22 protein-coding genes are annotated in these 26,396 nt (G+C 70.7%); 15 read left to right on the top strand and 7 right to left on the bottom strand.

The genetic code is table 11. The features are described from left to right. Positions 1-29: 29 nt before the first annotated feature. Positions 30-1,358, bottom strand: a complete 1,329-nt coding sequence (locus tag U5C87_RS00800; protein WP_330474763.1) for a glycosyltransferase — start codon at positions 1,356-1,358, stop codon at positions 30-32. Further along, positions 1,355-3,592, bottom strand: a complete 2,238-nt coding sequence (locus tag U5C87_RS00795) for a glycosyltransferase (RefSeq protein WP_330474762.1) — start codon at positions 3,590-3,592, stop codon at positions 1,355-1,357. Before U5C87_RS00795 ends, U5C87_RS00800 begins: the two co-directional genes overlap by 4 nt. A gap of 184 nt (positions 3,593-3,776) precedes the next feature. Here U5C87_RS00795 and U5C87_RS00790 point away from each other — a divergent pair, with 184 nt between their 5' ends. Further along, entirely contained in the window at positions 3,777-4,052 is a 276-nt protein-coding gene (locus tag U5C87_RS00790) for a hypothetical protein (protein ID WP_330474761.1), read from the top strand. Positions 4,053-4,058: 6 nt separating this feature from the next. Next, positions 4,059-4,775: a DUF6338 family protein gene (locus tag U5C87_RS00785; protein ID WP_330474760.1), complete on the top strand. Its 717-nt coding sequence runs from the start codon at positions 4,059-4,061 to the stop codon at positions 4,773-4,775. Positions 4,776-4,929: 154 nt separating this feature from the next. On the opposite strand, the gene U5C87_RS00780 is transcribed toward U5C87_RS00785, so the two are convergent. Beyond that, positions 4,930-5,763 (bottom strand): tyrosine-type recombinase/integrase, encoded by an 834-nt coding sequence (locus U5C87_RS00780; RefSeq protein ID WP_330474759.1) that lies wholly within the window; start codon positions 5,761-5,763, stop codon positions 4,930-4,932. Between the two features lie 278 nt (positions 5,764-6,041). Further along, complete coding sequence (locus U5C87_RS00775; protein ID WP_330474758.1) at positions 6,042-6,242, bottom strand: helix-turn-helix domain-containing protein; 201 nt, start codon at positions 6,240-6,242, stop codon at positions 6,042-6,044. Between the two features lie 341 nt (positions 6,243-6,583). Here U5C87_RS00775 and U5C87_RS00770 point away from each other — a divergent pair, with 341 nt between their 5' ends. Genes U5C87_RS00770 through U5C87_RS00735 form a run of 8 tightly spaced genes read left to right on the top strand, consistent with a single transcriptional unit; the run spans position 6,584 to position 14,947 of the window. After that, entirely contained in the window at positions 6,584-8,047 is a 1,464-nt protein-coding gene (locus U5C87_RS00770) for an MFS transporter (RefSeq protein ID WP_330474757.1), read from the top strand. A 35-nt stretch (positions 8,048-8,082) separates the two neighbouring features. Further along, positions 8,083-8,829 (top strand): SDR family NAD(P)-dependent oxidoreductase, encoded by a 747-nt coding sequence (locus U5C87_RS00765; RefSeq protein WP_330474756.1) that lies wholly within the window; start codon positions 8,083-8,085, stop codon positions 8,827-8,829. Then, on the top strand, positions 8,826-10,208 hold the full coding sequence (locus U5C87_RS00760) for an aldehyde dehydrogenase family protein (RefSeq protein ID WP_330474755.1): 1,383 nt from the start codon (positions 8,826-8,828) through the stop codon (positions 10,206-10,208). Before U5C87_RS00765 ends, U5C87_RS00760 begins: the two co-directional genes overlap by 4 nt. 20 nt (positions 10,209-10,228) lie before the next feature. Then, the gene (locus U5C87_RS00755) at positions 10,229-11,662 is read left to right on the top strand and encodes a UbiD family decarboxylase (RefSeq protein WP_330474754.1); all 1,434 of its coding nucleotides are present in this window, start codon (positions 10,229-10,231) and stop codon (positions 11,660-11,662) included. Then, a complete protein-coding gene (locus tag U5C87_RS00750) occupies positions 11,655-12,329 on the top strand; it encodes a UbiX family flavin prenyltransferase (RefSeq protein WP_330474753.1) in 675 nt (224 codons plus the stop codon). The genes U5C87_RS00755 and U5C87_RS00750 overlap by 8 nt, the downstream gene beginning before the upstream one ends. Further along, positions 12,326-13,525, top strand: a complete 1,200-nt coding sequence (locus tag U5C87_RS00745) for a cytochrome P450 (protein ID WP_330474752.1) — start codon at positions 12,326-12,328, stop codon at positions 13,523-13,525. Before U5C87_RS00750 ends, U5C87_RS00745 begins: the two co-directional genes overlap by 4 nt. Positions 13,526-13,535: 10 nt before the next feature. Beyond that, entirely contained in the window at positions 13,536-13,730 is a 195-nt protein-coding gene (locus U5C87_RS00740) for a ferredoxin (RefSeq protein ID WP_330474751.1), read from the top strand. After that, the gene (locus U5C87_RS00735) at positions 13,727-14,947 is read left to right on the top strand and encodes an NAD(P)/FAD-dependent oxidoreductase (RefSeq protein ID WP_330474750.1); all 1,221 of its coding nucleotides are present in this window, start codon (positions 13,727-13,729) and stop codon (positions 14,945-14,947) included. Before U5C87_RS00740 ends, U5C87_RS00735 begins: the two co-directional genes overlap by 4 nt. 10 nt (positions 14,948-14,957) lie before the next feature. On the opposite strand, the gene U5C87_RS00730 is transcribed toward U5C87_RS00735, so the two are convergent. Beyond that, on the bottom strand, positions 14,958-15,491 hold the full coding sequence (locus U5C87_RS00730; protein ID WP_330474749.1) for a PadR family transcriptional regulator: 534 nt from the start codon (positions 15,489-15,491) through the stop codon (positions 14,958-14,960). A gap of 71 nt (positions 15,492-15,562) precedes the next feature. Between U5C87_RS00730 and U5C87_RS00725 the strand changes: the two genes are divergently transcribed. From U5C87_RS00725 to U5C87_RS00705, 5 genes are read left to right on the top strand one after another with little or no spacing between them, the layout of a single operon-like run. Further along, positions 15,563-17,137 carry a class I adenylate-forming enzyme family protein gene (locus U5C87_RS00725; RefSeq protein ID WP_330474748.1) on the top strand — a complete coding sequence of 525 codons (1,575 nt, stop codon included), beginning with the start codon at positions 15,563-15,565 and terminating at the stop codon, positions 17,135-17,137. Beyond that, positions 17,134-19,536 carry a xanthine dehydrogenase family protein molybdopterin-binding subunit gene (locus U5C87_RS00720; protein WP_330474747.1) on the top strand — a complete coding sequence of 801 codons (2,403 nt, stop codon included), beginning with the start codon at positions 17,134-17,136 and terminating at the stop codon, positions 19,534-19,536. The genes U5C87_RS00725 and U5C87_RS00720 overlap by 4 nt, the downstream gene beginning before the upstream one ends. A 1-nt stretch (position 19,537) precedes the next feature. Beyond that, positions 19,538-20,317, top strand: coding sequence for an enoyl-CoA hydratase/isomerase family protein (locus tag U5C87_RS00715; protein ID WP_330474746.1), 780 nt, complete (start codon positions 19,538-19,540; stop codon positions 20,315-20,317). A gap of 7 nt (positions 20,318-20,324) precedes the next feature. After that, on the top strand, positions 20,325-21,233 hold the full coding sequence (locus U5C87_RS00710; protein ID WP_330474745.1) for an FAD binding domain-containing protein: 909 nt from the start codon (positions 20,325-20,327) through the stop codon (positions 21,231-21,233). Next, positions 21,230-22,459, top strand: coding sequence for a 2Fe-2S iron-sulfur cluster-binding protein (locus U5C87_RS00705; RefSeq protein WP_330474744.1), 1,230 nt, complete (start codon positions 21,230-21,232; stop codon positions 22,457-22,459). Before U5C87_RS00710 ends, U5C87_RS00705 begins: the two co-directional genes overlap by 4 nt. Positions 22,460-22,473: 14 nt before the next feature. Here U5C87_RS00705 and U5C87_RS00700 read toward each other — a convergent pair whose 3' ends face one another. Both U5C87_RS00700 and cofG read right to left on the bottom strand, forming a co-directional pair. Beyond that, positions 22,474-23,913: a flavin-containing monooxygenase gene (locus U5C87_RS00700; protein WP_330474743.1), complete on the bottom strand. Its 1,440-nt coding sequence runs from the start codon at positions 23,911-23,913 to the stop codon at positions 22,474-22,476. Positions 23,914-23,923: 10 nt separating this feature from the next. Next, a complete protein-coding gene (gene cofG, locus U5C87_RS00695; RefSeq protein WP_330474742.1) occupies positions 23,924-26,119 on the bottom strand; it encodes a 7,8-didemethyl-8-hydroxy-5-deazariboflavin synthase CofG in 2,196 nt (731 codons plus the stop codon). Positions 26,120-26,396 lie beyond the last annotated feature (277 nt).

Here is a 26,396-nt window from a genome sequence, read left to right as displayed (position 1 = left end):
ACGAGGGCCGCGGCACACGGCATACGGAATCAGGCGTGCGGCCGGACCGCCTTGTCCGACAAGGCAGCCCGCGCCCGGTGAGGACCCGGGCGCTCGCGCAGGGACGCACTGAGGCGGGCGAGCTCGGCCGCTCGGTCGGCGTGGTCCGGGGCGGCCCCGAGCAGTCGTTCGGCGGCCGCACGCAACTCGGAGGCGCCCACCCGGTTGGGGTCGAGCACCTCACCGAGTCCGCGCCGCTCGACCGCGGCAGCTCCCGCGAACTGGTCGGTCGACAGGGGGAGCAGGAGCAGGGGCACGCCCGCGGTCAGGGCCTCGGTGACGCTGTTGTTGCCGCCGTGCGAGACAGCGAGCGACGCGTGCCGCAGGAGCGTGACCTGCGGGAGCATCTCGCGCACCAGCCAGGAGTCCGGCAACGGTCCGAGCAGCGCCCGGGGCGTCGAGCCGTTGGCGAGGGCGACGCGCACGTCAAGGCCGCGCAGCGCCTCGACGATCCTCCCGAGCAGGTCGGAGCGGGCCGAGAGGAAGCTGCCGAGGCTGACGTAGACGACCGGCCCGTCACCGCTCGCCAGCCAGGACTCGACCTGCTCGTCGGGCCCCTCCTCGCGCACCGCCGACCCGAGGAAGGTGTGGCGCGGCAGCAGTGCCGTGCGGTGCGGCTCGTGCAGCTCCTCGGGGTAGTTGAGCAGCAGCACGTCGCCGGTCTCGGCGAACGCGTCGACGCTGGGCGTCGCGCCCGGGCTCAGCTGTGCCAGAGCGGAGTTCCACTGCGAGGTGAAGTCGTCACGCACCTGCTCGGACAGCAGGCGCAGCTCCTCGAGCGCGGCGGGCTCGGGCTCGAAGGCGCGCGGCCACTCGGGCGGGTAGCCGTAGACCTCGTCACCGAGCGTCAGGGCCGAGGGGTGGCCAAGGACGACGTCAGCGTGGCTGATGCCACTGCTCGCGAGTCCCAGCCGGGCCCCGAAGGCGAGGTGGTCGACGATGATCGTGTCGGGGCGCACCCGCTCGACGACGTCGTGCACCGCGCGGGCGACACCCACGGCGTTCCAGAGGAGGTCGTCGCCACGAGCGCGGGCCTGGTAGGCGAGCGTCTCGACCGCGCCGACCCTGGTCGCCTCGAAGAAGCCACGGAGAGAGTCGTCCTCACCCTCTGGCTGCTCCTCGGCGCGGATGATGCCGGGGTTGGATCCGCGGCCGAGCTGTAGGTGCTCGCGGGTGAAGCCGAACTCGCGCACGAGGGCGTCGGTCGCGGGGCCGGTGGCGACGACGACGCGCTCACCGGCGTCGCGCCACGCGGTCGCGAGGGTGGCGAGCGGGTAGAGGTGCGAGGCGTAGTCGGGACTGATGACGAGCAGCGTCACGACGCCCCCTCCTCGGCGACCGGCGACGAGAGGTCGCCCGGGACGGATCGGGAGCTGCCTCGTCGGTAGACGGCGGTGAGCTCCGCGGCCATGGTGTCGATGCCGAACCTCGCGTGGATCATGTCCTGAGCCTGCCGTACCCGCGCAGGGGAGTCCGGCGAGGCGGCCAGGTCGAGCGCCGCCCGGGTGGCCGCAGCGACGGACTGCGCGCTTGAGGTGTCGGTGAGGATGCCGGTCTCGCCCTGGGCGACGTAGGTCGCCGGGCCGCCTCCCGCGGGCGCGACGACGACGAGTCCGGCCGCCATGGCCTCGAGGATGGCGATGCCGAACTCCTCCTTGAGGCTGGCGCTCACGTAGACGCCGCGCGGGCTCCCGGGGGCACCGGCCGCGGCGCCGAGGGCCGCGAGCCAAGCGGTCGCCGTGGCGTTGGGACGGTGGCCCGCGAGCAGCAACCCCTGGGAGGTCGCGTCGTCGGCCGGGACGACGGCATGGATGCGGGCCAGCTCGGCCGCCTCGTCGTCGTTCGGCTGGTCCAGGTCGCCACCGACGACGAGCACGTTGCAGCGTGCGGCCAGCTCGGGGTCCTCCCGCCAGGCGCGCACGAGGGTGGCCATCCCCTTGACCGCGTTGAGGCGGCCGACCGACACGACGACGGGCAGGTCGCGACGCTCGGCGGGCAACCTCGCGAGGAGGCGCCCGAGCTCCTCGACGGCTGCCGAGACGGCAGGCCCGCGCACCGTCGCGTCGCGCACCTCCCGGACGACGCGGTCCAGGGCCGAGACGTCGATCCCCTCGCCGACGACGGTCGCCTGCTGCGCCGTGAGGTCGAGGCCGAGGAAGCGGTGCAGGTCGCGCTCGACGTTGGGCCGGGGGAAGAGCACGAGGTGGTCGGCCTGGTCGGCCAGGTCGAGGAGCAGGCGGTCGCGGAACCACAGGTGCTCGACGAGGTCGGCCTCGCCGAACGTGGTGCGCGTGAGGGTCCCTGCCGTGTCGCGCGCCTCGATGAGGGCGTGGGGGTCGGGGGCAAGGGTGAGCACGACCGGGATGCCGAGCTCGGCCGCCGCCTCCGCCGCGGCCATCGACCCGACGTCGGCCATCCGCAGGTGGATGGCGTCGATGTGGCCTGCAGCCCGCAGGATCCTGCGTATGCCGCGTCGTGTCGACACGCGCGTCGGCCAGGCCTGCGCGACGCCGAGGGGTGCACCCAGCCGCGGCACGTGGGCGTAGTGGTGGCCGGGCGCGAGCAGGCCGGAGGGGGGCGACTGGCCGGCGAGCGGTGCCGCACCGCGTCCGACAGGGAAGTGCGCCGGGTCGGGGGTACCGCCCGAGATGGTGATGACGCGCCCGACGCCCGGCTGCCGCAGCAGCGCGTCACCGAGGTGGACGAGCAGCGTGGCGATGCCGCCGGTGTCGCCCTGGCCCGAGTGGTTGAGCTGACCGTCGATGTCGGAGTGCAGGAACAGCTGGGCGATCGTGAGGCCGGCGCGACCGGGTGCCGTCGGGGGAGTGGCTGTGGCTCTTGGCCGCGTCGGCGACGACCCTCTCTGCACCGAGGAGAGGTCGTGCAGGGCGAGCCGGGCGGTGCGGGCCAGGGGGCCGACGCTCCGCGTCAGGGCGACGAGCAGGGGCTCCGCGCTGCGGTCGGCTGCCGGGCCGTCACCCAAGGCTGCGAGGGCCGTCGTGCGGACGGCGAGGGGCTCCGCGTCATCCCCGGCGAGGTCGATCAGCACCCGAGTCGAGGCTGCGCCGGGCACCAGCCCGAGCGTCTCGACGAGGCGGGCGCGGGATGCTGCGGCGAGGGCACTCGGCAGGGCGCCGGTGAGAGCCGCGCGCACCTGGTCCGGAGCGGCAGCGGCCCACCGCTCGAGGGTGCGCTGGGCCAGCATCCCGGTGAAGCCGCCGTCGTGGCAGGCGCGCACGAGGGTCGGGAGAGCCGCGTCGACTGGCGGCACGTGCCGCAGGGCGTCGACGGCGTGCTCGGCGACGAAGCCGCGCTCGTCGGCGAGAAGCTCCGTGAGGTCCTTCGCTGCCGACAAGGCGCCGGTGGCTCCCATGGCCTGGACCGCGGCGATGGCGGTGAGCGGGTCACCGGTCCGCACCTCGTGGGCGAGCAGCGAGATCGCATCACCGTCAGGGTGAGCCGCGGCGGCATCGGTCAGGGCGCGACCAGCACGCAGACCCTCGAGGATCGTTGGGGCGCCGCTGACCGTGGCGAGCGCGGGGCCGACGTCCATGTCGACAACCCTAGGTCGGTGTCGGCTTTCGCGTCGGCGCGCTGTCCAACGTTGGCAGGCGGCCAGCCGGCGCTGGGTCGGCGACTCCGGCCTGGGCCTGGTGGCATCCGTCCGCATTTCGCCACCGACGCCACGGGACGGGAGGACCATGGTGGTAGGGAGCAGCGCGAGAAGGGGGGACCCGATGACCGAGCAGCACCAGGGGTCGGAGAGCGACGCGCTTCGGGAGGCCAGGGAGGCCACGAAGGACGCCGTGGAGGCCGCGCAGACGGCGGAGCAACGGGTGGCAGCCGCGCAGCAGGAGCAGCAGGTGGCCGACGAGCCCGGCGAGGACGACGCCGAGCTGTCCCGCGACCTCGACGAGTTCTCGACGTCGTGGGGCACGCGCCGCCCGGACGTCGAGGGCATCGACTCGGGCGGCGGGGGCGGTTCCTCCGCCGGCGGCACGACCGACGACTGACACGACATGGTCCCCGAGACGCTCGGCGCGATCCTCGTCTTCCTCGCGTTCATCGCTCCGGGTCTCGCCTTCGAGCTGCTGCGCGAGCGTCGGCGTCCGTTCATCGAGGAGACCGCCTTCCGCGAGGCGAGCCGGATCGCCCTGACCAGCATGCTGTTCAGCCTCGGAGGGCTCTCGGTCCTCGCGGTGGCGCAGGCGCTCGGCGCGACGTGGGTGGTCGACAGCAGCCGGTGGCTGGCCGACGGACAGGCCTACGTGTCGGCCCACCTGGGACAGGTGACGGCGAGCGTGCTCGTCTTCGTCGGCATCTCGCTCGGGCTGTCGCTGCTGGCGGACTGGCTGCTGCGCCGCTCGGCGCCGGGACGGATCGTGCCCGGGAGCGTCTGGTTCGCCCTCTTCCGGCAGCACCGTCCCGACGGCGCCACGCCCTGGGTTCACCTGCGCCTCAAGGACGGGACGGAGCTGTGGGGCTTCGTGGGGGACTACACCCCCGACCAGAAGCTCGAGAACCGTGAGCTCGTCCTGGAGCAGCCGCGGCTGCAGTACCGCCGTCCGGGGCAGGACCAGAACGTCATGCTGCCGACCTGGTCGTTCGTCTCCGTCCGCGGCGAGGACATCGCCTGGATGAAGGTCCAGTACATCGAGGACGGCCCTCGTGGCGGCGTCGTGCCGGCCCGCTACAAGCACCCGCCCGCCACATCGTACGGCCAGCCCGGGAGATGACGGAACCGCCGCCCGGACGGGTCCGGACGGCGGTTCCAGGTGTTGTGGCCAGGGGCGGGGTCGAACCGCCGACCTTCCGATTTTCAGGGAGACGCATAGGTGCAGGTCAGCGCCGGGTTCCGCGGGGGCGTGCGATCCGGCGTGCGATGGGCCATCAGTACGTCCTCGGGAGTCTGCTGGCGTCTCCGCCCTCGGCGAGCTTCGAGAGAGCGTCGGCGATCTGAGCATCCCGCCCCTCGACCGCGTGCATATAGCGCTGCGCCGCTGCGGTCGAGGAGTGTCCGAGCCGCTTCTTGAGGTCGACGAGGCTGGCGCCGGTAGCGGCCGCCAGTGACTGCCCGGTGTGGCGCAGGTCGTGGAATGCGATCGTGAGGCCCACCTGGCCCCGGGCGCGCACGAAGGCCTGGTAGATGGTGTTGCCCCGCACCTGCCCTCCGTTGCGATCGGCGACGAAGTAGACCACGCCGCTGTACTCGCGGGCGTGGTGCTCGAGCAGGGGCAGGATGTGCGGCGGGATGGTGACCGTCCGCTTGCCGGCGTCGCTCTTGGGATCCTTCTCGAACTTGCGGGGTGCTTCGAGCAGCTCGACGTAGTTGCGTCGCACCGTGACTCGGCCAGCATTGAGCTCGACGTCGGTGACGCGGAGTGCGCAGATTTCGCCGCGCCGAAGCCCGCACCAGGCAGCCAGGGCCACGGCTGCTCGGAGGCGAGGGGTCGTTGCCTCGATCAGCTTCGCGACCTCGCCGGGCGTGGCGATGCCCCGCTCGGCGGATCGTTGAGCACCAGCCCCCGGAATGTGGCACGGATTGCGGACGATAGCGCCGTCCTGGACGGCGACCTTGAGGACCGCGCGGATGAACCGATAAGACTGGCTGATGGAAGTGCGACCTCCTGTTCCTCGGAGTGCCTTCGCATGCCAGGCGCGGATCATCGGGGGCGTGATTGTCGCGATGGGCCGGTCGAGCAGGTCCCCCAGGTGGAGTCGCATGTTGCGACGGCACGTCTCCGCCCACCTTTCGCCGACTCGCGGGTTCTATTCCAAGTAGGCCTCGCAGCAGTCGCGGAGCGTTCGCTGCCCGAGCCGCGCATCGGGCTGCCAGTGTCCTCGCTCCAGCTCCTGCTGCATGCGGTCGAGGAAGCGGGCCGCGTCGGCGGCAGTGCGGTAGGTCTCGGGGGCGTTGTGTCGACTGCCGTCCGGTGTCCGGAAGCTGGCGTGGAAGCGACCGGACGGAAGTGGCCGGATGTATCCGAACCGACGACGCACCATCAACCCGAACCTGTCGGGTAGAGGCGGAGGGGCTCGACAGTGCCCTCGTTGATGAACTCCTGGAGTTCCGACTCCGGGATTCGAACGTGCCTGCCCACACGCACGAACCGAATTCGTCGCTCCGCAATGAGACGCCGCGGAAACCTGGCGGTGGTTCCCAGGACCTTGGCAGCATCCTTCACGGTCAGCAGTCGCTCCATGCCCGCTCCCTTTCGTGAGACCTCTGCATGACGCACGCAGCGGGTCACGATTTGCGGTCGGCGCACCACGGGGTGCTTTCTGTCCCTTCAGGACCCGGGGCTGAGGCACCTCACTTGTCACGCGGTCAAGCCACGTGGCTGCATCCGGGCACGCTGCGGAGCCGTGCTCCGAGGCCCAAGGACCGAGAGTGCCGGATCCGAGCCACTTCAGCGCCCCGGTGGGTCTGAGCGCCTGGAAGGAACCCTTGACTGCCCCGAAGAGCGCCGGGTAGGTTCCAGTCATCCGATGCGGACGGTATGTTTTGGATGATCCATTCCGGAGCCTCTGCGCGGGGAAGGGCATGGACATGTCTAGAAGTCTCGACACAGGAAAGGGCCGAGCTCAGGCGGAGACCTCCGGCGCACCGCTCGCGGCCGCCTTCGCCTCAGTGGCCGGGTGGTCCTTCGACCTCTTCGACCTTTTCCTTCTGCTCTACGTCGCAGGTCCGGTCGGCAAGCAGATCTTCCCCTCGCACAGCCCGACGCTCAGCCTCGCTGCCGTCTTCGCGTCGTTTGCCGTGAGCATCGTCATGCGACCAGCTGGGGCGGCTTTCTTCGGAGAGCTCGCCGACCGCAAGGGACGCAAAGCCATCATGGTGACGGTGCTCGCCGGAGTTGGCTTGGCGACGGCGGCCATGGGGCTCGTGCCCACGTATGCCGCCATCGGCGTCGCATCTCCCGTCATCTTCTTGCTCCTACGCGTGGTTCAAGGCCTCTTCGTCGGCGGGGTCACTGCGACCACTCACACGTTGGGCACTGAGAGCGTGGCGCCCCGGTGGCGCGGCCTCATGAGCGGACTCATCGGCGGCGGCGGGGCAGGCCTGGGCGCCGCCCTAGCGAGCGTGGCGTTCATCGCCGTCAACCACTTCTTCCCTGGTCCGGCCTTTGACGACACCGGTTGGCGCGTCATGTTCTTCACCGGCCTCTTGGGTGCGGTGCTCAGTCTCTTCGTGCTGATGAAGGTCGAGGAGTCGCCGCTCTGGGAGGAGCAGCAAGAGGCTGCCAAGCAGAACCCGGCAGTGGTGGACCCCAAGCGAGTCCGGTTCAGCGACCTCGTCGCCGGCAGGTACCGCAAGATCCTGCTGATCAACATCGCCGTGGCCGCCGGCGCCGGCGCCCAGTACTACCTGACGTCCGGCTTCCTGCCCACCCTTCTTGGTTCGGTCGTCAAAATGCCGACCGGGAGCCGCGGTGAGGTTCTTCTGATAGCCAGCCTCGTGGTCGTCATCTCCGCCACGGGGGCCGGAGAGCTCAGCGAACGCATTGGCCGACGCAAGACGATGTTGTGGATCGGGGGGGCCAACCTCGTCCTGCTGCCGGTGCTCACTTGGATCCTCGGCAAGTCCAGCCCTTCTGACACCGGGCCGATCCTGCTCTACTCCTGCCTGCTGGCCTTCTTCGCGAACGCCGCTTACGCGCCGGTGATGATCTTCCTCAACGAGCGCTACCCCACAGTCCTGCGGTCTCGCGGGACGGCGGTCTCCTGGAATACCGGCTTCATGCTCGGCGGACTCCTGCCGACCTTCGTCAACCTCTTCAGCCCGACGCTCATGGATGTGCCCAGCCGGCTCGTCCTGTTCATCATCGGCTCGATCATCGTCTTCCTCATCGCAGTCGGGGTCAGCCCCGAGACCCGCGGCAACATCGACCGGAAAACGGTGGTATCCGAGCTCGGAGCCAGCGGCGCAGACACCTCGGGCGCTGAACGCCGCCACAACGGGCCGCCCGCCGCTGGCGTCTCAACGGCCAAGCGGGGCGAGCGATGACCGCCGCCGCAGGCCTCGACCTGAGCGACCGGGTTGTGCTCGTCACCGGCGTGGCCGGCGACATCGGCACCGCGTACGTGAAGGCCTTCACAGCCGCAGGTGCCAAGGTCGTCGCCGCCGACCTTCCCCACCTCACGGACGCCGGCGAGCGGATCACCGCGCAGGCCAGCGACGACGGCCCGGGCCGCGCCATCTTCAAGCCCTGCGACATCACCGACGAGGCGTCCGTTGAGGCTGCCGTGCAGAGCGCCGTCAAGACATTCGGAGCGCTGCACAGCGTGGTCAACAACGCCGCGATCTACCGCACCCTCGGCGGGAAGCGCTCGCTCACCGAGCTGACCACCCCCGACTGGGATCTTGTTCTGCGCGTCAACGTCATTGGGATGTGGCAGGTCATCAAGGCGGCGGCGCCGGAGCTCGCGGCGACCGGGCAGGGGCGAATCGTCAACATCGCCTCCGTGGTGGCGCGCAACGGAGCACCGGGCTTCGCCCACTACGTGGCCTCCAAGGCCGCGGTCGAGGGGCTGACCCGAGCCGCGGCGCGGGAGCTCGGCGTCAACGGAACGACGGTGAACTCGGTGTCACCGGGCCTCGTCGACGACGCTGCGACGCGCGACCTCAACACGGGTGACTACCTCAAGGCCGCTGCTGGGGCGCGCGCGATCCCGCGCCCCATGGTGCCGGAAGACCTCGTAGGAGCGGTCACCTGGCTGGCAGGCCCGTCGTCGGGTTTTGTGACCGGCCAGACGCTGATCGTCGACGGAGGCGGGGTGTTCGTATGAGCCTGACCGACCTGCAGCCGCTCGACCCTGTGACCCTCGAGGAACTGCCCCCAGTGGCGACGGCCTCCCTCGACGACGTCGACTCCGCCGCCACAAGCAGCGCTGCGGCGATGGCCAGTTCCTGGCCGACGGACCACAGGCGGCGAGCCGAGGTGCTCCACGCGTGGGCGGATCTGCTCCGGACGGAGTCTGAAAGCCTTGCTACCGACCTCGTGCGCGAGACCGGCAAGACCCGCTCCGAGGCCGACGCCGAGATCCTCGGAAGCATCGACTCTCTGAGGTTCAACGCAGGTCTGGCCAGACTGCCACTCGGCAGCGCGGGTTCGCTGTGGGACGGGACCGAGGCCCACCTCGTGCGTCAGCCCGTCGGCCCCACAGTCTTCATCACCCCATGGAACTGGCCAGTCCTCCTCCTGCTGCGCGACCTTGCACCGGCATTCGCCGTGGGGGTCACCGCCCTGGTGAAGCCCGCGCCGCAGACGACCCACATCACCAGCCGGATCGTCGCACTCGGACACCGGGCTGGCGTCCCCAACGAAGTTCTCCAGGTCCTGCCCGGCGGAGCCGACGTCGGCTCGGCGCTCGTCCGCCACCCGGCCACGGCCGCGGTCGCCATCACCGGATCGACGACGGCCGGCCAGGCCGTGATGCGCGACGCGGCGGAGACCATGACCCGGCCGCTGCTCGAGCTCGGAGGCAAGGCCTCCATGCTCGTCCTGCCCGACGGCGACCTCGAGGCCGCGCTCACGCAGGCGGCCCGGGCTGCAATCGTGACGAGCGGACAGATGTGCATGGCCTGCACCCGGGTGCTCGTGCACCAGGACCAGCTCGCCGCCGCTGAGAAGATCCTCCACGACGCCTTCTCGCACCTCACGCCGAGCGACCCTCGCCGACCCGACAGTCTGCTGGGGCCCCTCGTGTCCGAAGCCGCCATGGAGAAGGTCTCCGGTTATGTGGATCTGGCCCGTCGCGACGCCCGGCTCGTCGTGGGTGGGGAACAGGTGCACCCGGATGGGTTACCGGGCCACTTCTTGGTGCCCGCCCTTGTCGCCGACGTCGACCCGAGCTCCCCGCTCGTCCAAGACGACATCTTCGGCCCCTTGCTGACGCTCGAGTCCTACGGCAACGACGAGGACGCCCTCGCGCTTTCCAACGCAACCCCCTTCGGTCTCGCCGCCTCGGTCTGGTCACGAGACCTGTCCCGCGCCATCTCCACAGCACGCCGGCTGCAGGCCGGCACGGTCTGGGTCAACGGCTACAACCGGTCCTACGCCGAGATGCCCTCCGGGGGCGTTCGGATGTCGGGCTTGGGCCGTACGCGCGGGGTCGACGGGCTGGCCCAGTTCTCCGAGCTGAAGCACATCCACCTGTCGGTATAGGCGGTCAGCCCGGTCCGCAGATGACGCACGCAAGGAGAGGCGCCGTGACGGCACAGCAGGAAGCGAACGTAAGCGCACCGGGCGTGTGGCCAGCCCGGCCTGACCTCAGGGGGTGGCTTGGCCTGCTGCAGCAGCGGGGTGAGCTGTGCCGGCTCCCTGCTGAGGTCGACCCCGACCAAGAGGTCGCCGCCGTCCTCGAAGAACTGGACGGTCGCAGCGCGGTGATCTTCGAGTCGGTACGCGGAGCCAGCTTCCCCCTGGTCGGAAACACCGTGGCGACGCGGGAGGACTTCTCCGTGCTCCTCGGCTGCCCCCCGCAGGACGTCGTTCGACGACTCGGGGCTGCGATCTCGTCCCCGGTGAGCTGCGAGGAGGTCGGGCTCGCTGACGCACCGGTGGCCGCCGTCCACGAGACCGGCCCCGACCTTCTGCACGACCTGCCCCTGCCGGTGCAGCACGAGCACGACGCCGGTCGCTACCTGACGTCCGCCCTGCTGACCGTGAGGGATGCGCGCAGCGGGCTGACCAACCTCTCCATCAACCGGCTCCAAGTGACCGGCCCCCGGGAGCTGCGGGCACTGCTCCTCCCCGGCCGGCTCCGGTCCATCTTCGAGGCCTCCGAGCGGCGGGGAGAGGACCTGTCGATCGCGCTCTGCCTGGGAGTCGACCCGGCACTCGTACTTGCCTCGCAGTCGCCTGCCGACCGCGACATCGATGACCTCGAAGTCGCGAGCGCCCTGCACCCCCGGCCGCTGGAGGTGGTCCGGCTGCCGGGACACGACACTCCCGTGCCGGCTCGAGCCGAGGTCGTGCTGGTCGGGACGATCACGGCGGGGGAGCGGGCGCCAGAAGGACCGTTCGGGGAGTACCCCCGCACCTACGGCCCGGGCGGGCCGGCCCCGGTCATCCGACTCACTGGCCGATGGCGCCGATCCGACGCCATGCTGCAAACGATCCTGTCGGGAGGGCGCGAGCACTTCTGGGTAGGAGGACTGCCCCGCGAGGCTCGGCTGCTGCGGGCGCTCGAGGCCGCCGGGACCAAGCCGTATGCCGCGCGACTCACTGAGGCCGGGTCGTGCCGCCTGCATGCAGTGGTTGCGCTGCGCGACCCGGCGCCTGGCAGCGCGAACCATGCCGCGATGGCGGTCTTCGCCGCGTTGGCTCCAGTCAAGCTCGTCGTCGTTGTCGACGAGGACATCGATGTCTTCGACGACGAGATGGTGGGCTGGGCGGTGGCCACCCGGTTCCAGGCAGACCGCGACCTGCTCGTGATCCCCCACACCCGCAGCGGCGGTCTCGATCCCTCGGCGGAAGGGGGCCCCACGGCCAAGCTCGTCGTCGACGCGACGGTCCCGGCCGAGAAGCGGCAGAACCACGCCCGTATGAGATCCACGACCACCGGTTCAGCCCGGTTGTCCGAGCTGATGGACCATTTGGAGCCAGCGCATGCATGAGCCCGCAGCCAGGAACAACGAACCGACCCGCGTCATCGTCGCCCTCACGGGCGCATCGGGTGTCATCTACGGGATCCGAGCCCTCGAGCTACTCGGCGCAGCAGGCGTCGAGACCCACTTGGTGATCACCAGGTCGGGAGTCGCCACGCTTGCCCAGGAAAGCTCGAGGTCCGCGTCCCAGGTCAAGGATCTGGCGTCCGTGGTCCACTCGCCGCACGACCTGGGGGCATCGATCTCAAGTGGCTCCTTCCCGGTGGCCGGGATGCTGGTCGCGCCCTGCAGCGTTCGGACCCTGTCCGGCATCGCGAACAGCTACGACGAGAACCTCGTCGTACGAGCCGCAGACGTGACTCTCAAGGAGCGACGCCGGCTTGTGCTCCTGCTGCGGGAGACGCCCCTGCATGCCGGGCACCTGCGGCTGATGACCCAAGCGACCGAGGCGGGCGCCGTCATCATGCCCCCAGTCCCCGCCTTCTACACGCGTCCCGGTTCGGTGCAGGAGATCGTCGACGACACCGTGCACCGGGCGCTGGACCTGCTCGGGCTCAGCCAGGAATCTGCGCGCAGATGGGGTAGCGACCGGCGCGACCGCGACCTGAACGCCACCACGGAACGAGGCGTCCCCGCCGTGGGGTCTGCGGCACTTCTCCAGGAGGTTCAATCATGACCGAGGGACAATGCCCGAGAGACGCGACCGCCGTCGAGGACACGCTCGTCTTCGACCCGCACTCGCCCGATTTGACTCCGGAACGCGCATACGAGCTCTACGAGGAACTGCGCTCGACGTGTCCGGTGGCGCATGGTGAGAAGTACGGGGGTTACTGGTCGCTGGCGCGCTACGAGCACATCAAGGCCGTCGCGTCCGATCCGAAGCGCTTCTCGTCGACGGGCGGCGTCTACGTCCCCGCGGTGTCCGAGCACCGGTTCCCGCCGATCGACGTCGACCCGCCGGAGCACGCAGCCTTCCGCAAGCTCATTGCGCCGCTAACGAGCGCGGCCGCCGCGAAGGCGATGGAACCGGCCATCCAAGCCACCGTCGACCGGCTGATCGATGCCTTCATCGACGAGGGTCGTGCCGAGCTCGTCGAGCAGATGGCGCTACCCCTGCCGCTCGACGTCATCACCCAGCTCTACGGACTTCACCCCGAGCAGGCAAACGACATTCGGGAGTATTCGCTGCAGTTCCTCGAGCACGCCTCGGACCCCGAGGGCCAGCGCGTGATCACGCGCGTGGCGGACTACTGGATGAGTGTCTTCCGAGAGCGCCGCAAGAACCCGGGCGACGACTTCATCTCACAACTCCTCGCGATCAACTCCGAGCTGAAGGTGCCCGACGAGGAGCTGGCCAACATGATGTTCATCCTCACTTATGCCGGTCACGACTCCACCGCACTCGGCCTCGGCAACATGCTGCTCTACCTGGCCGAGCACCCTGAGATCCACGAGCACCTCCTCGAGGACGAGCGGCGCATTCCCACGGCCATTGACGAGATCCTGCGCTTCCACGCCCCACTGCAGTGGTTTCCGCGGCTGGCCACCGAGGATGTGAGCGTCGGGGATCAGACGGTCCGTGCGGGGGAGCGGGTGATGCTGCTCTTCGGCTCGGCGAATCGCGACGGCGACGTCTTCCCGGAGCCGGACCGCATCGTTCTCGATCGCACACCCAACCGGCACCTCGCCTTCGGCGCCGGCATCCACTCGTGCCCGGGCATGCCGTTGGCAAAGACGGAGATGCGGGTCGCGGTGACCTCCATGCTGAAGCGCTTGCCGGGGTTCCGTCTGTCTGGGCCCGCCCAGCGAACCTCGCCTCTCGAGGGTGGCGGCCGACACCTCGGGGTCCGAGTCATGCCGGTGACCTGGTGAAGGCGGCGAGATGATGCGGATCACCATCGATTCCGACAAGTGCTGCGGCTACGGAGACTGCGTGCTCGCTGGGCCGGAGGTGTTCGACCTCGGCGACGACAACGTCGCGCGCCTGCTCGTGGAGGATCCGGGGCCGGATCTCCACGAGCAGGCCGCGGCAGGCGCCGCGGCCTGCCCGGTCGAGGCGATCGAGATCACCTCGTGAGCCGACCCCTGAGCCGGGTCGTGATCGTCGGCAGCTCACTGGCCGGGCTCCAGGCGGCTGAGTCCCTCCGGGCGGCGGCCTACGCGGGGCACATCACCATGGTCGGGGAAGAGCGCCATGCGCCCTACGACCGGCCACCACTGTCCAAACAGCTCCTCAGCGGCAGCTGGGACCCCGGCCGGACGCGGCTACGACCCGGTGACGCCATCGACGGGCTGGGTCTCGACTGGCGGCTCGGCCTTGCCGCCGTCGCGCTCGACCCCGAGCGCCGGCAGGTCCGGCTCGCCGACGGGAGCGTCGAGGATTACGACGCCGTCGTCATCGCGACCGGCACTACGCCTCGGCAGGTGCCGAACCCTCTGCGACTCTCCGGGATCCACACCCTTCGCACACTCGATGATGCCGTCGCGCTGAGGACCGCGCTCGACGCGGAACCCCGGGTCGTCGTCGTGGGTGGGGGATTCATCGGTGCCGAGGTGGCGGCGGAGGCGCGTCGCCGGTCCCTGCCCGTCACGATGGTCGAAGCGCTCCCGGTGCCCCTGTCCCGAGGTCTTGGATCGCGGCTGGGACAGATGTGCGCCGACCTGCATGTCGCCCAGGGGGTGCACCTGCGCTGCGGCGTGGGGGTGAGCGGCTTCGAGGGCGACGGGCGTCTGGAGCGGGTGGCGCTGAGCGACGGGTCGGTCATCCCTGCAGACCTTGCCGTGGTGGGGATCGGCTCAGAGCCGGCAACGGCATGGCTCGAGAGCTCCGGACTGACGATCGCGGACGGAGTGGTCTGCGACCCGTTCTGTCGGGCGAGCCGACCGGGTGTGTATGCCGCGGGCGATGTGGCGCGGTGGCGCAACCCGCTCTTCGACGAGGTCGTCCGCATCGAGCACTGGACGAATGCGCGTGAGCAGGCTGCGGCCGCGATCGCAACACTCCTCGCGGACCACGGTCTGGGGCCGGAACCGGCGCCCTACGCCCCGGTGCCCTACGTGTGGTCGGACCAGTACGGGCGCCGTATCCAGGTGGCCGGTCGAACGGTTGGTGCGGAGGAGGTCACCGTCGTCCATCATGAGCCCGACAACGGCTCCACGCTCGCCCTGTACCGATTCGGTGCGCGGCTCGGCGGTGTGGCCGGCATCAACGCCTCACGCCGGCTGCTCCCCTTCCGCACGATGATCGCGGCCCGGGTCGGTTGGGACCAGGCCCTGGCAGCAGCCGCCGCCTGAGCCCGACCGCTCAGCTGCGCTCCTTCTGCAGGTCCTGCCAGAACTGCAGGGCGGCATACTCCATGGCGAGCCCCAGCCGGAGCGGGACCATCCGGTGGGCCAGCTCCCCCCGGTCGCCGAAGCGGGCCTGCATGTCCTCGTACGTCGCGATCCGCTCCTCGTGCTGGGCGACCTGTCGCGCCGCGAGAGCCAGGACGTCCGCCGGGTCCGTGAGCTCGGCGAAGAACAGCTTCAGCTCGCCGACATCGCGGACCTGGAGGGGCTCCTCGGTGGGCTCGCGCAGCCATTGGGTCAAGGCAGTCAGGCCGGCATCCGTCACGCTGAAGGTCTGCCGCCGACGCCCCTCGTCCTCCGTCTGCACATCGAGCAGCCCCAGCTCGACCAGGCGCTTCGGCTCCGAGTACAGCTGCGCGTGCGGGAAGGGCCAGAAGTACCCCACCGACCGGCCTACGGCCCGCTTGAGCTGGTAGCTCGTCGAGGGGCCTCGCATCGCGAGCATGCCGAGCACGACGTAGGAGGTGGTGGTGAGCCGCGGCGTTGACATGGTACGAAGCATATCGTAGCCTCATGATGGTCTGGATTGGATCATTCAAAACGTATGGTTAGGAGCGGAGAGTGGACGTTGCAAGGGCTCTGCGCTGGACCGCAGCCCGCTACCCACATCGTCGTGCCGTAGGGGGAGCCGCTCCGCTGACCTACAGCGAGTGGGACGCCCGCACGGAGCGCGTCGCGCATGCTCTTCACGAGCTCGGCGCCGCCGAGGGGAGCCGAGCTGCCCTCCTGCTGGCGGGAGGAGAGCCCCTCGCGACGCTTCACCTCGCCGCCCAGAAGGCGCGTGTCGTCTCCCTCCCGCTCTCGACCCGGTTCAGCTCGGAGGAGGTCGCCTACTGCCTCGCCGACAGCGAACCGTCGCTGGTCGCCGTGGACGAGTCGACCCTCACCGTCGTGAGCCAGGCAATCGACAGCCTCGACGGCCCGCCCCCGGTGGTCGTGTGGGCCGGTCGGCCCGAGAACTCGCCACCCGGTATGCCGTCCATCGATGCCGCTGCCCGGCGCTCTCCCTCGACGCCGGTGCCGTCCACCCCCACCGAGGACGACATCAGCGTCATGCTCTACACCTCGGGCACGACCGGCCGCCCGAAGGGCGTGCCCCGCACCCACCGCGCGGAGCACTATGCGGCGCTGGCCCACCTCATCCAGACGGGGCACCGGCCGGGTGAGGTGACCCTCGGCGTGATGCCGATGTTCCATACGATGGGCCTGCGGACCCTGCTGGCCAGCGTCCTTGCCGCTGGAACCTGGGTCCCCCTGGCCAAGTTCGAGACGCAGGCGGCGCTGCACCTCATCACGTCGGAGAGCGTGGGCGCGCTCTACCTCGTTCCCACCATCTACTGGTCCCTCGCGGAGACCGGCCGGCTCGAGGACGCGACATCGGTGCGCCGAATCGCCTACGCAGGAGCGTCCATGACGCCCACGCTGGCCCAGCAGCTCGGCGACACGCTGAGTCCCGAGCGTTTCGTGAACCACTTCGGCAGCACGGAGATCTACACCTTCACCATCGGTCCCGACGCAGCCACCAAGCCGGGCTGTGCCGGTCGTGCCGGCATCTTCTCCAACGTGCGCCTGGTGGACCCAGACCCCGGCGCGTCCCCGGCAGACGTCGTCGCACCCGGTGAACAGGGCCAGGTCGCCGTGTCCCTGCGCAGTCCCGAGGCGTTCAGTGGCTACTGGCGCCGACCGGACGCCGACCGCAAGTCGATCCGGGACGGGTGGTACTTCACCGGTGACCTGGCCACGACAGACGACGATGGAGACATCTGGGTGTCGGGGCGGGTCGACGACATGATCAACTCCGGCGGGGAGAACATCTACCCCGAGGAGATCGAGCACGTCCTAGCGTCGTGCCCTGACCTGCGAGAGGTCGTCGTCGTCGGGACTCCCGACCCCAAATGGGGCTCGGCGGTCACCGCGTTCGTCGTGGGGGCGAGAGACGACTCGCCGAGCGAGACCCTCGCCAAGGCCGAGAGGTTCGCCCGCTTCGAGTCCGGGCTGCCGTCGATGAAGCGGCCCAAGCGTTTCGTCGTCGTCGACCGGATCCCCAAGTCGGCCGTCGGAAAGATCCTGCGCCGTCGACTCGTCGATGGCGACTTCACCCAACTAGCCGACTCGAGCGAGGGAACCCCCACATGACGACATCGGCCCGCATCGAGGACGCCGCCCTGCTGACTGGGCAGGGACGCTTCCTCGACGACCTGGACCCGTTGCCCGGCACGCTCGTGGCCACGGTGGTGCGTAGCCCACACGCGCATGCCCGCATCCGCAGTGTGAGTCTGGAACGTGCCCGACGCCACCCCGGGGTGGCGGCGGTGATCGGCCCGGACGAGGTTCTCGCAACCCTCAAGCCGTTTCCCCTCTCCGTGTCCGCACCCACTCCGTACTACGCGACCGGAACAGACAAGGTGCGGTTCGTCGGCGAGCCGGTCGCCGTGGTCGTCGCTTCGGACCGCTACACCGCCGAGGATGCGGCCGAGCTCGTCGACATCGACTACGAGCCGCTCCCGGCCGTCGTCCGCACGGATGCGGCAATGGAGCCCACCGCTCCTCGACTCCACGACCAGGCCGACAGCAACGTGGCGACCGATCGGACCTTCGACTTCGGAGACGTCGAAGGAGCCTTCGCAACGGCCAGCCACGTCGTGACCAGCAGCTACTCCTTCCCGCGCTACTCCTCGACTCCTATGGAGTGCTACTCGGTGGTGGCCGACTGGCGCGATGGGAGCGAAGGGCCGGAGGTCGTCGCCCACGCCAACTTCCACGGGCCCTTCTCCATGGCTCCCGTCCTGGCCGGGGCGCTGGGCATCCCGACGTCCTCACTGCGCCTCATCGTCCCGGGTGACATCGGTGGCAGCTTCGGCATCAAGTCGGCCATCTACCCCTACATCGCGCTCATGGCCGTGGCGAGCAAGTATGCGGGTCGGCCGGTGAGGTGGACGGAGGACCGGTTGGAGCACCTGCTGGCCAGCTCATCCGGCTCCGACCGCCTCATGACCCTCGAGGCCGCTGTCGACGACGAGGGGCTGGTCAGCGCCCTGCGCGTCGACCTCATCGACAACGTGGGAGCGTACCTGCGCCCACCCGAGCCCAGCACGCTCTACCGCTGCTTCGGCAACATCACCGGCGCCTACACGATCGACAACGTCACGATCCGCGCTCGCGGCGTCGTGACCAACAAGGCGCCGACCGGGCTCAACCGTGGCTTCGGCGGGCAGCAGCTCTACTTCGGGCTCGAGCGGCTCATGGACAAGGTCGCGTCAACCTGCGGCATCGACCCGGCTGAGCTCCGCAGTCGAAACATGGTTCCCGCGGACTCCTTCCCCTATGCCACCCCGAGCGGCGGCATCTACGACTCCGGCGACTACCACGCTGCCCTGCAGCTCGCCCTCAAGAATGCCGACTACGAGGCCCTCCGTGCGGAACAGCGGTTGGCGCGCGAACGAGGGGAGTGGATGGGGATCGGCGTAGCCACCATCGTGGACCCCTCGGCGACCAACATCGGCTACGTCGGTCTGGCCACGCCGGTCCAGGACCGGACCGCCAAGCGCGGCAAGTCCGGTTCGACGGAGCACGTCCGCGTCAGTGTGGACCTGCAGGGGGTGGTCTCGGTCCTCCTCGGCACCGTGCCGCAAGGTCAGGGGCACGCAACGGTCGCCCGAGACATCGTGGCGCGACACCTCGGACTGCCCGTCGAACAGGTGCGCCCCCGGGTGGAGATGGACACTGCGACGACGCCCTGGACGATCAGCTCCGGGAGCTACTCCTCCCGTTTCGCGCCGCTGCTCACCAGCGCGCTGCTCGAGGCCTGCGACCGGATCGCCGAGACGATCAAGATCGCCGGTTCGGTGCTCCTCGAGGTCGACCCCGAGTCGCTCGAGCTGGCGGACGGCAAGGTTCGCGTCGTCGACGAGCCCGACCGTGCCGTCGCCTTCCGGCACGCTGCCGGACTGGTCCACTGGGACCCCGGCTCGCTGCCCGACGGGGTCTCGGCTCGGCTCTACGAGGAGGCGGCCTTCACCCCACCGCAGTCCAAGGCGCCGTCCCGCACCGACCAGGTCAACTCCAGTCTCTGCTACGGCTTCGTCGCCGACGTGGTGGCTGTCCGCATCGACAAGGAGACCCTGTCGGTGACCATCGAGAAGCTCTCGACGGTGCACGACGCGGGGACGATCCTCAACCAGACGCTCGTGGACGGCCAGATCCACGGCGCCATCGTCCAGGCTATGGGCGGCGCGATGTTCGAGGAGATGACCTACTCCGACTCGGGCCAACCGACGGCCGGAACGTTCATGGACTACCTGTGCCCTACCTCGGCGGAGTCCTGCTTCCCCGTGGTCAGCGACCACCTCGAGACGCCGTCGCCACTGACCCGACTGGGCGCCAAGGGCTGCGGCGAAGGGAGCTCCATGAGCCTCCCGGTGGCCATCGCCAACGCCGTGGCCGACGCGCTCGAACCGGAGGGCATCGAGATCACCTCACTGCCTCTTCACGGAAACGTCCTGCACCAGCTGCTCAACACGAGAGAAGGAAAGTGACATGCCACTGACCGGAGGCCAGATCCGGCTCGACCGCACCCACGACGGACGGGTTGCCAACCTCACCATCGACCACGGTCGGTACAACGTCATCACGATGGAGACCCGGCGCCTCATGCAGGACCGCTTCACCGAGATCGACGCGGACCCCACGGTCCAGGTCGTCGTCATCCGCGGCGAGGGCGAGCACTTCACGTCCGGGGGTGACATCGCCGGGTTCATGGAGGTCGACCCCATCGACCTGACCGACCTCGGCCAGGACGTCACGGCGGCAGCGAGGAGTCCCAAGCCGGTCATCGTGGCGATCGACGGCTACTGCTTCGGAGTCGGCCTCGAGCTCGCCCTGGCGGCCGACATCCGGATCGCGACCGACCGATCCCGCTTCGCCCTGCCCGAGATGAGGCTCGGGATGATGCCGGGCAGCGGCGGAACCCAGCGCCTGGCCCGTCTCATCGGCCTGTCCAGGGCGAAGTACCACATCCTGACGGGCGAGCGGATCACCGGGCAGCAGGCGCTGGACTGGGGCCTGACCTCGCACAACTGCGCCGACGCCGACGAGCTGGAGAAGCGCGTCGACGAGGTCGTCACGATGCTCCTCGGCTACTCGCCCGTCGCGCTGCGGACGGCCAAGGAGGTCCTCGACCGAGGCGTCGACGGCCCGCTCTACACCGGGATCGAGCTCGAACGGAAGGCCTACGCGATGCTGCGGTCCACCAAGGACTTCGCCGAGGGCGTCGCCGCGTTCGGGGAGAAGCGTCCCCCCGTCTTCCAGGGGAGGTGACCCAGCGATGAAGCCGGCCTCATTCGCCTACGTGCGCCCGGCCACGGTCGAGGACACCCTCGCCGAGCTGGAGCACGAGGGCGCCAAGGTGCTGGCCGGCGGTCAGTCCCTCGTGCCGGTGCTGGCGATGCGTCTGGGCCGGCCGTCGACCCTGGTCGACCTGGGCGCGGTGCCCGAGCTGAAGGAGCTCGATCTGGACGGAGGCCACCTGCGAGTCGGGGCCATGGTGCGTCAGCGCCAGGTGCAGCACGACCCGGCCGCGCAGTCGGTGCCCCTCCTGCGGCTGGCCCTCCCGTGGGTCGGTCACCGGGAGATTCGCAGCCGAGGGACGGTATGCGGCAGCCTGGCCCACTCTGACCCGTCGGCCGAGCTGCCTGCCGTGGCCACCTGCCTGGACGCCACCATGACGCTGCGCAGCTCACGCGGCAGTCGTGACGTGGGAGCCTCCGAGTTCTTCGCCGGCGCGATGACGACGGTGATGGAGCCGGACGAGCTGCTCACGGCTGTGCGGTTCCCCGTGGCCGAGGCGGGGGAGGGGTTCGGCTTCGGAGAGGTCGCCCGCCGCCATGGCGACTTCGCGTTGGCGGGGGTGGCGGCCCGGGTCAAGGCCGTCGCCGAGCACGTCGAGGCCTCCATCACCTGCTTCGGCGTCTCCGACCGTCCGGCGAAGGCGGACGTCTCTGCGGAGCTCGAGTCCGCCCTCCAGCAGGTCGGTCGCACGCCCAGTGAGTCGGACCTGCGCCGCGCACTGGCTGAGTCGGCCGAGGAGGTGGCGGCCCGGGTGGTCGACACCGTGGGCGACGCCCATGCAAGCCAGGCCTACCGCCGGCAGCTCACCGCAGGGCTGCTGTCGCGCGAGATCAGCCGCGCGTACCTGAAGTCCGTCAACCCCCGTCACGAGGTGTCATCCGCATGAGCTCCCCCAGCGCACAGCCCCTGACCGAGGCTGGCAGCGAGATCGAGGTGAACCTGACGGTCAACGGCACGCCGACCTCCATGAGGTTGCCGGCCCGCGTCACCCTGTCCGACGCTCTTCGTGACCATCTGGGTCTCACCGGGACGCACGTCGGGTGCGAGCACGGGATCTGTGGCATGTGCACGGTCCTCGTCGACGGGCAGGCGGCCCGAGCCTGCCTGCTCTTCGCGGTCCAGCTCGACGGCGCGCAGGTGACCACGGTCGAAGGTCTGGGACGCGTCGATGATCTCCATCCCCTGCAGGAGTCGTTCGGGCGCCATCACGCCCTGCAGTGCGGCTTCTGCACACCAGGCTTCCTCATGAGCTCCTACGACCTCCTCTCCCATGAACCAGATGTCACGAGGGAGGACCTGCCCGCCGAGCTGTCCGGGGTGCTGTGCCGCTGCACCGGTTACCGCAACATCATCGATGCGGTCGATGAGGTCGCCGAAGCCCACCGCGACGGGATACCCGGCCCCGGCAACTGCGCCGCACGCACCCTCGTGGGCCGCACTCCCGCGGGCGGCTCGGGCGCCACTGGCGTGACGGCCGAAGAGCCGCTCGCGCCCGACGACACGTCTGCGCCGCAGCGCATCGAGCTGCCCTCGGGCGAGCCCACCATCGCCATCGACCTCACGAGCGAGCTGACCTCGAGTCCAGCCGACGTGGCCCGCGTCCTGGGCGACGTGCGGCTGCTGGCCCGATGTCTCCCGGGCGCCGAGCTGACGGAGGAGCTGGGCGACGACCGGTACCGCGGACGGGCCAGGATCGCGCTCGGGCCGGTGCGACTCTCCTTCCAGGGTCTGGCGCAGGTCCTCGAGCAGCGGGCGGACCGCATCGTCCTCAACGCCCAGGGCAAGGACACGGGCGGCGGCAGTGCGCAAGCCGGCATCATCATGGCCGCCACGCCATCAGGGTCGGGCACGTCGCTGCACGCGGAGGCCAGCGTGTTCCTCACCGGCCGGATCGCGGGGTTCGGCCGCTCGCTCGCCGGAGACGTGAGCAAGCGGATGTTCGAGGACTTCGCCCGCGCCATCGACCAGGCGGCCGCAGGCGCCGAGCCCGAGGTGAGTGCTCGTCCCCCGAGCGTCTTCGTCCTGCTGGCCGGCGTTCTCCGGTCGCGTGCCAGGGCCCCCTTCGTCAGGCTAACGAGGGCACTCCGACGGCGGCGATCCCAAGACCGCTGAGCTCCGTCCCCCACTCACCGGCGGGGATCGTCGACCGCGCGCGCCTCGTAGGGGGCGGGGTCGAAGGTGGCGAACCGTTGGCGGAACTCCGTCGCCCGGCCCGGCCAGAGCAGGCTCTGGCGCCCGCTGCGGGGGTCGACGTACCAGTTGGAGCACCCGGCGGTCCACGGCCTGTCGATGCTCCGGACGGTCATCTCGCGCGCGTACGCGTCTTCCGCCGCCCCCGACACCTCGAGGGCCATGCCGGGGGCGGTGCGGTGCAGCGCGCCGAGGAGGTAGTCGATCTGGGTCTCGATCATCACGACGGCGGAGTTGTGGCTCAGGCTCGCGTTCGGCCCGCCGAGGACGTACATGTTGGGGAAGTCCGCGACCGCGGTGGACGCGTAGGCCTGCATCCCCTCGGCCCAGTGCTCCTCGAGCGTGCGCCCCGAGCGACCCCGGACGAGGCGGGCGTACGGCTGGCGGGTGGTGTGGAAGCCCGTGGCCATGACCACGACGTCGACCTCGTGGCGGTCGTCCTGGGTGAGGACCGCGCCGGCCTCCAGACCGGTGAGCGGCCCGGTCACCGCGACGTGGGGCAGCGCCGCGGCCGGGTAGTAGGCGTCGGAGAAGAGCACCCGCTTGCAGCCGAACTCGTGGTCGGGGGTGAGCCGCCCCCGCAGCTCGGCATCGGGGACCTGGGCGGCCAGGTGTTCCAGCGCGCGTGACCTGGCTGCGTGGCGGGCAGCCGGGTCGCCGACGCGGGCGTCGTAGAGGCGCTCGGCCTCGGTGAAGAGGCCTTCACGCAGCGCCGCGAGCTCCTCGGGCCGGTCGGCGAAGCGCGCGCGATCCTGCTCGCCGTAGGTCTTGTCATCGCGCGGGAGGATGTACGGCGCGCTGCGCTGCATCAGCACGACGGACCGGGCCCGCGCGGCCACCTCCGGGAGCAGCTGGACGGCCGAGGCGCCGGTGCCGACGACGGCCACGCGGGCACCGTCGAGCTCGACGGAGTGGTCCCACGCCGAGGAGTGGAAGACGGGTCCGTCGAACGCGCCCGGCACCTCGGGCACCCGCGCCGCCGTCAGGCGGCCGGCAGCGAGCACGAGGACGTCGGCAGTCACGGGGCCCCTCGAGGTGGTGAGCTGCCAGTCGCGGCCAGACCATTCGGCCGACTCGACCTCGGTCCCGAGGCGCAGGTGGTCCCGCACCGAGTGGGCGGCGCGCTCGAGGTAGTCGCGGATCTCGTCGCCGGGCGCGAACCGGCGCGAGAACGACGGGTTCGGCAGGAACGAGAAGCAGTAGAGGTGGGCCGGGACGTCGCACGCGACGCCGGGGTAGGTGTTGTCCCGCCAGGTGCCACCGACGGCCGCGGCCCGCTCGAGCACGACGAACGAGTCCTCACCCGCCGCCTGCAGGCGCAGCGCGGTGCCGAGGCCGGCGAAGCCGGCCCCGACGACGGCGACTCGCACCCTCACCGGCGCGTCGTCACCGGACCGCCGTGCCGGCATACGTGGTGGTGCGCAGCCGCAGCGTGCGCCCCAGGGTGCGCGCCAGCTGACGGGCCGTCTCCACCGGCAGCTCGCGACCGAACTCGACCCCCGCCTCGGGCAGCACGCGACCGTCGAGCAGCGTGCCGCCGAGATCGTCGGCGCCGGAGCGGAGCGCGGCGACCGCCCCGTCGAGACCGAGGCGGGTCCACGGCGCCTGGTGGTGGTTGATGCTGCCGTGCAGCATGAGCCTGGCCACGGCGTGGACGGCTCGGGCGTCGTCGAGGTCCACCGGCGAACCGGGCAGCGGCATCGGCACGAACTCGGTGAAGCCGCCGGTCTCGCTCTGGAGCGCCCGCAGCGCCCGCAGGTGCGCCACGCGCTGCAGCGGCGTCTCGCCGTGCCCGTAGAACATCACCGACGTCGACCGGAACCCCACCCCGTGGGCGGCCCTGACCGCGGCGAGCCACTGCTCGACCGGCAGGTCCGCAGGGAAGGCGCGCAGCCGGTACGCCTCGTCGAGGATCTTGACCCCGGTGCCCGGCACGGTGTCGACCCCGGCCGCGGCGAGGGCTCGCAGGTGCTCGTGGAGACCGCGGCCCGTCCGGCGCGCCCCGTCGACCACGTCGGCCGGGCGGAACGCGTGCAGGTGGATGTCCGGTGCTGCTCGCTTGACCGCCGCAGCGACCTGCTCGTAGACGTCGTCGGGTGCGGTGTCCGGCGCCGTGCCCTGGATGCAGAGCTCGGTGGCGCCGAGGTCCCAGGCATCGGCGGCGACCTGCTCGACGAGATCCGGGTCGGTGCACAGGTCCGAGCCCAGGTTGCGGTTCACGACCAGGCTCACGGTGGCACCGACGACCGAGCGCCGCAGGTCGTCGGCCACGGCGGCGAGACGGTCGAGCTCCGCTCCCCGCAGCGCGAGGAGAGCGGCGTAGTCGGCGTCGGACAGCCCGGACGGGTCGGCCGCCGCCCGCCTCACCAGGTCGTTGCCGCCCGGGCTGCCGGCGTCGACCGTCGCCGCGCGCGAGGGCACCGGGGAGGCCTGGTGCGGACCCGAGCCGGCGCCTGCGGCGAGCACCGCCTCGTGCAGCCCGGCGTCGATCCACTGGTCACGGGCGTCGACGTACGGCTGGTGGACGGTGAGCCGCTGGCGCAGCGTGAAGCCGGACTCACGCGTGAGCCGCTCGAGGTCGTCGAGCCGGGGCCAGGGCCGCTCCGGGTTGACGTGGTCGGCGGTCAGCGGGCTCACCCCGCCCCAGTCGTCGACGCCGGCGGCGAGGAGCGCGGCCAGCTCGGCCGGGTCGCTGAGGTTCGGGGGCGCCTGGATCCGCACGTCCGGACCGAGGACGATGCGTGCGGTGGCCACGGTCGCGAGATACTCGTCCGCCTCGGCGTCGTCCACGTCCTGCATGGCCGTCTCCGGCTTCGCACGGAAGTTCTGGATGATGACCTCCTGCAGGTGGCCGTGTCGCGCGTGCACGTCCCGCAGGGCGACCAGCGACTCCGCGCGGTCCTCGAGGGTCTCGCCGATGCCGACGAGCAGGCCGGTCGTGAAGGGCACCTTCGCGCGGCCGGCGTCCTCGAGCACCGCCAGCCGCACGGCGGGATCCTTGTCCGGGGAGCCGAAGTGCGCGCCGCCCGGTCGCTCGAAGATCTCTCGCGACGTGGTCTCGAGCATCATCCCCATCGACGGAGCGGTGGGGCGCAGCGCCTCCAGCTCGGCGAGGCTCAGCACCCCGGGGTTGAGGTGGGGGAGCAGGCCGGTCTCGGCCGTGATGCGGCGAGCGAGGTGACCGACGTAGTCCACGGTCGAGGCGAAACGGTGCTCACGCAGCCACTCGCGAGCCACGTCCCACCGGTCCTCGGGTCGGTCGCCGAGCGTCAGCAGCGCCTCCCTGCACCCCAGTGCCGCGCCCTGGCGGGCGACGGCCAGGACCTGCTCCTCGGAGAGGTAGGGGCTCAGGCCCTTCCGGGCCAGCTTGGCGGGCGTGTCGACGAAGGTGCAGTAGTGGCACCGGTCCCGACACAGCGTCGTCACGGGGACGAAGACCTTGGGCGAGTAGGTGACCACCCCGGGACGGCCCGCGCGGCGCAGCCCCTCGTCGCGGACGTTCGCAGCCCGGTCCATGAGGGCAGCGAGGGACTCGCCGCGAGCGGACAACAGCCCGACCAGCTCGGCGACCTCCTGAGGCACGGCACTCCCATCATGATCTGCAAGGACGCGGTGACGCAGATGCGACGCCGGTAGAAGCAATCTCCACCCCACATCATCCGGGTGGGCGGTGCCCCTGCCGTTCGCGGGTCGGAATGCCGGCTCCACGACGGCGTGCGCACCACGGGTTGGGGAGGGCCCCGTGACGGTCCTCGGCGTGCCATGGTGCTGGCGGCCACCCAGGGCGCTGGGCCGCCTGCGGAAGGAGCCGGGGAACGACAAACCGCAGGCCAGACGCTTCTGACCTGCGGTTTCGGGT

Origin of the sequence: Terrabacter sp. C0L_2 (assembly GCF_036352015.1) — a bacterium.
In the GTDB taxonomy this organism is placed as follows: Bacteria; Actinomycetota; Actinomycetes; order Actinomycetales; family Dermatophilaceae; genus Terrabacter; species Terrabacter tumescens.
The sequence above is the reverse complement of the archived record's forward strand: the minus strand, read 5'-3'. Positions and strand labels throughout refer to the sequence as shown.

Excerpts from the sequence above, each read along its gene's own strand:
- U5C87_RS00785 (WP_330474760.1), top strand. The coding sequence starts at position 4,059 with ATGGTCCCCGAGACGCTCGGCGCGATCCTCGTCTTCCTCGCGTTCATC.
- U5C87_RS00745 (WP_330474752.1), top strand. The coding sequence starts at position 12,326 with ATGACCGAGGGACAATGCCCGAGAGACGCGACCGCCGTCGAGGACACG.
- U5C87_RS00790 (WP_330474761.1), top strand. The coding sequence starts at position 3,777 with ATGACCGAGCAGCACCAGGGGTCGGAGAGCGACGCGCTTCGGGAGGCC.
- U5C87_RS00760 (WP_330474755.1), top strand. The coding sequence starts at position 8,826 with ATGAGCCTGACCGACCTGCAGCCGCTCGACCCTGTGACCCTCGAGGAA.
- U5C87_RS00755 (WP_330474754.1), top strand. The coding sequence starts at position 10,229 with ATGACGCACGCAAGGAGAGGCGCCGTGACGGCACAGCAGGAAGCGAAC.
- U5C87_RS00715 (WP_330474746.1), top strand. The coding sequence starts at position 19,538 with ATGCCACTGACCGGAGGCCAGATCCGGCTCGACCGCACCCACGACGGA.
- U5C87_RS00710 (WP_330474745.1), top strand. The coding sequence starts at position 20,325 with ATGAAGCCGGCCTCATTCGCCTACGTGCGCCCGGCCACGGTCGAGGAC.
- U5C87_RS00705 (WP_330474744.1), top strand. The coding sequence starts at position 21,230 with ATGAGCTCCCCCAGCGCACAGCCCCTGACCGAGGCTGGCAGCGAGATC.
- U5C87_RS00740 (WP_330474751.1), top strand. The coding sequence starts at position 13,536 with ATGATGCGGATCACCATCGATTCCGACAAGTGCTGCGGCTACGGAGAC.
- U5C87_RS00770 (WP_330474757.1), top strand. The coding sequence starts at position 6,584 with ATGGACATGTCTAGAAGTCTCGACACAGGAAAGGGCCGAGCTCAGGCG.
- U5C87_RS00750 (WP_330474753.1), top strand. The coding sequence starts at position 11,655 with ATGCATGAGCCCGCAGCCAGGAACAACGAACCGACCCGCGTCATCGTC.
- U5C87_RS00795 (WP_330474762.1), bottom strand. The coding sequence starts at position 3,592 with ATGGACGTCGGCCCCGCGCTCGCCACGGTCAGCGGCGCCCCAACGATC.
- U5C87_RS00775 (WP_330474758.1), bottom strand. The coding sequence starts at position 6,242 with ATGGAGCGACTGCTGACCGTGAAGGATGCTGCCAAGGTCCTGGGAACC.
- U5C87_RS00780 (WP_330474759.1), bottom strand. The coding sequence starts at position 5,763 with ATGCGACTCCACCTGGGGGACCTGCTCGACCGGCCCATCGCGACAATC.
- U5C87_RS00720 (WP_330474747.1), top strand. The coding sequence starts at position 17,134 with ATGACGACATCGGCCCGCATCGAGGACGCCGCCCTGCTGACTGGGCAG.
- U5C87_RS00730 (WP_330474749.1), bottom strand. The coding sequence starts at position 15,491 with ATGTCAACGCCGCGGCTCACCACCACCTCCTACGTCGTGCTCGGCATG.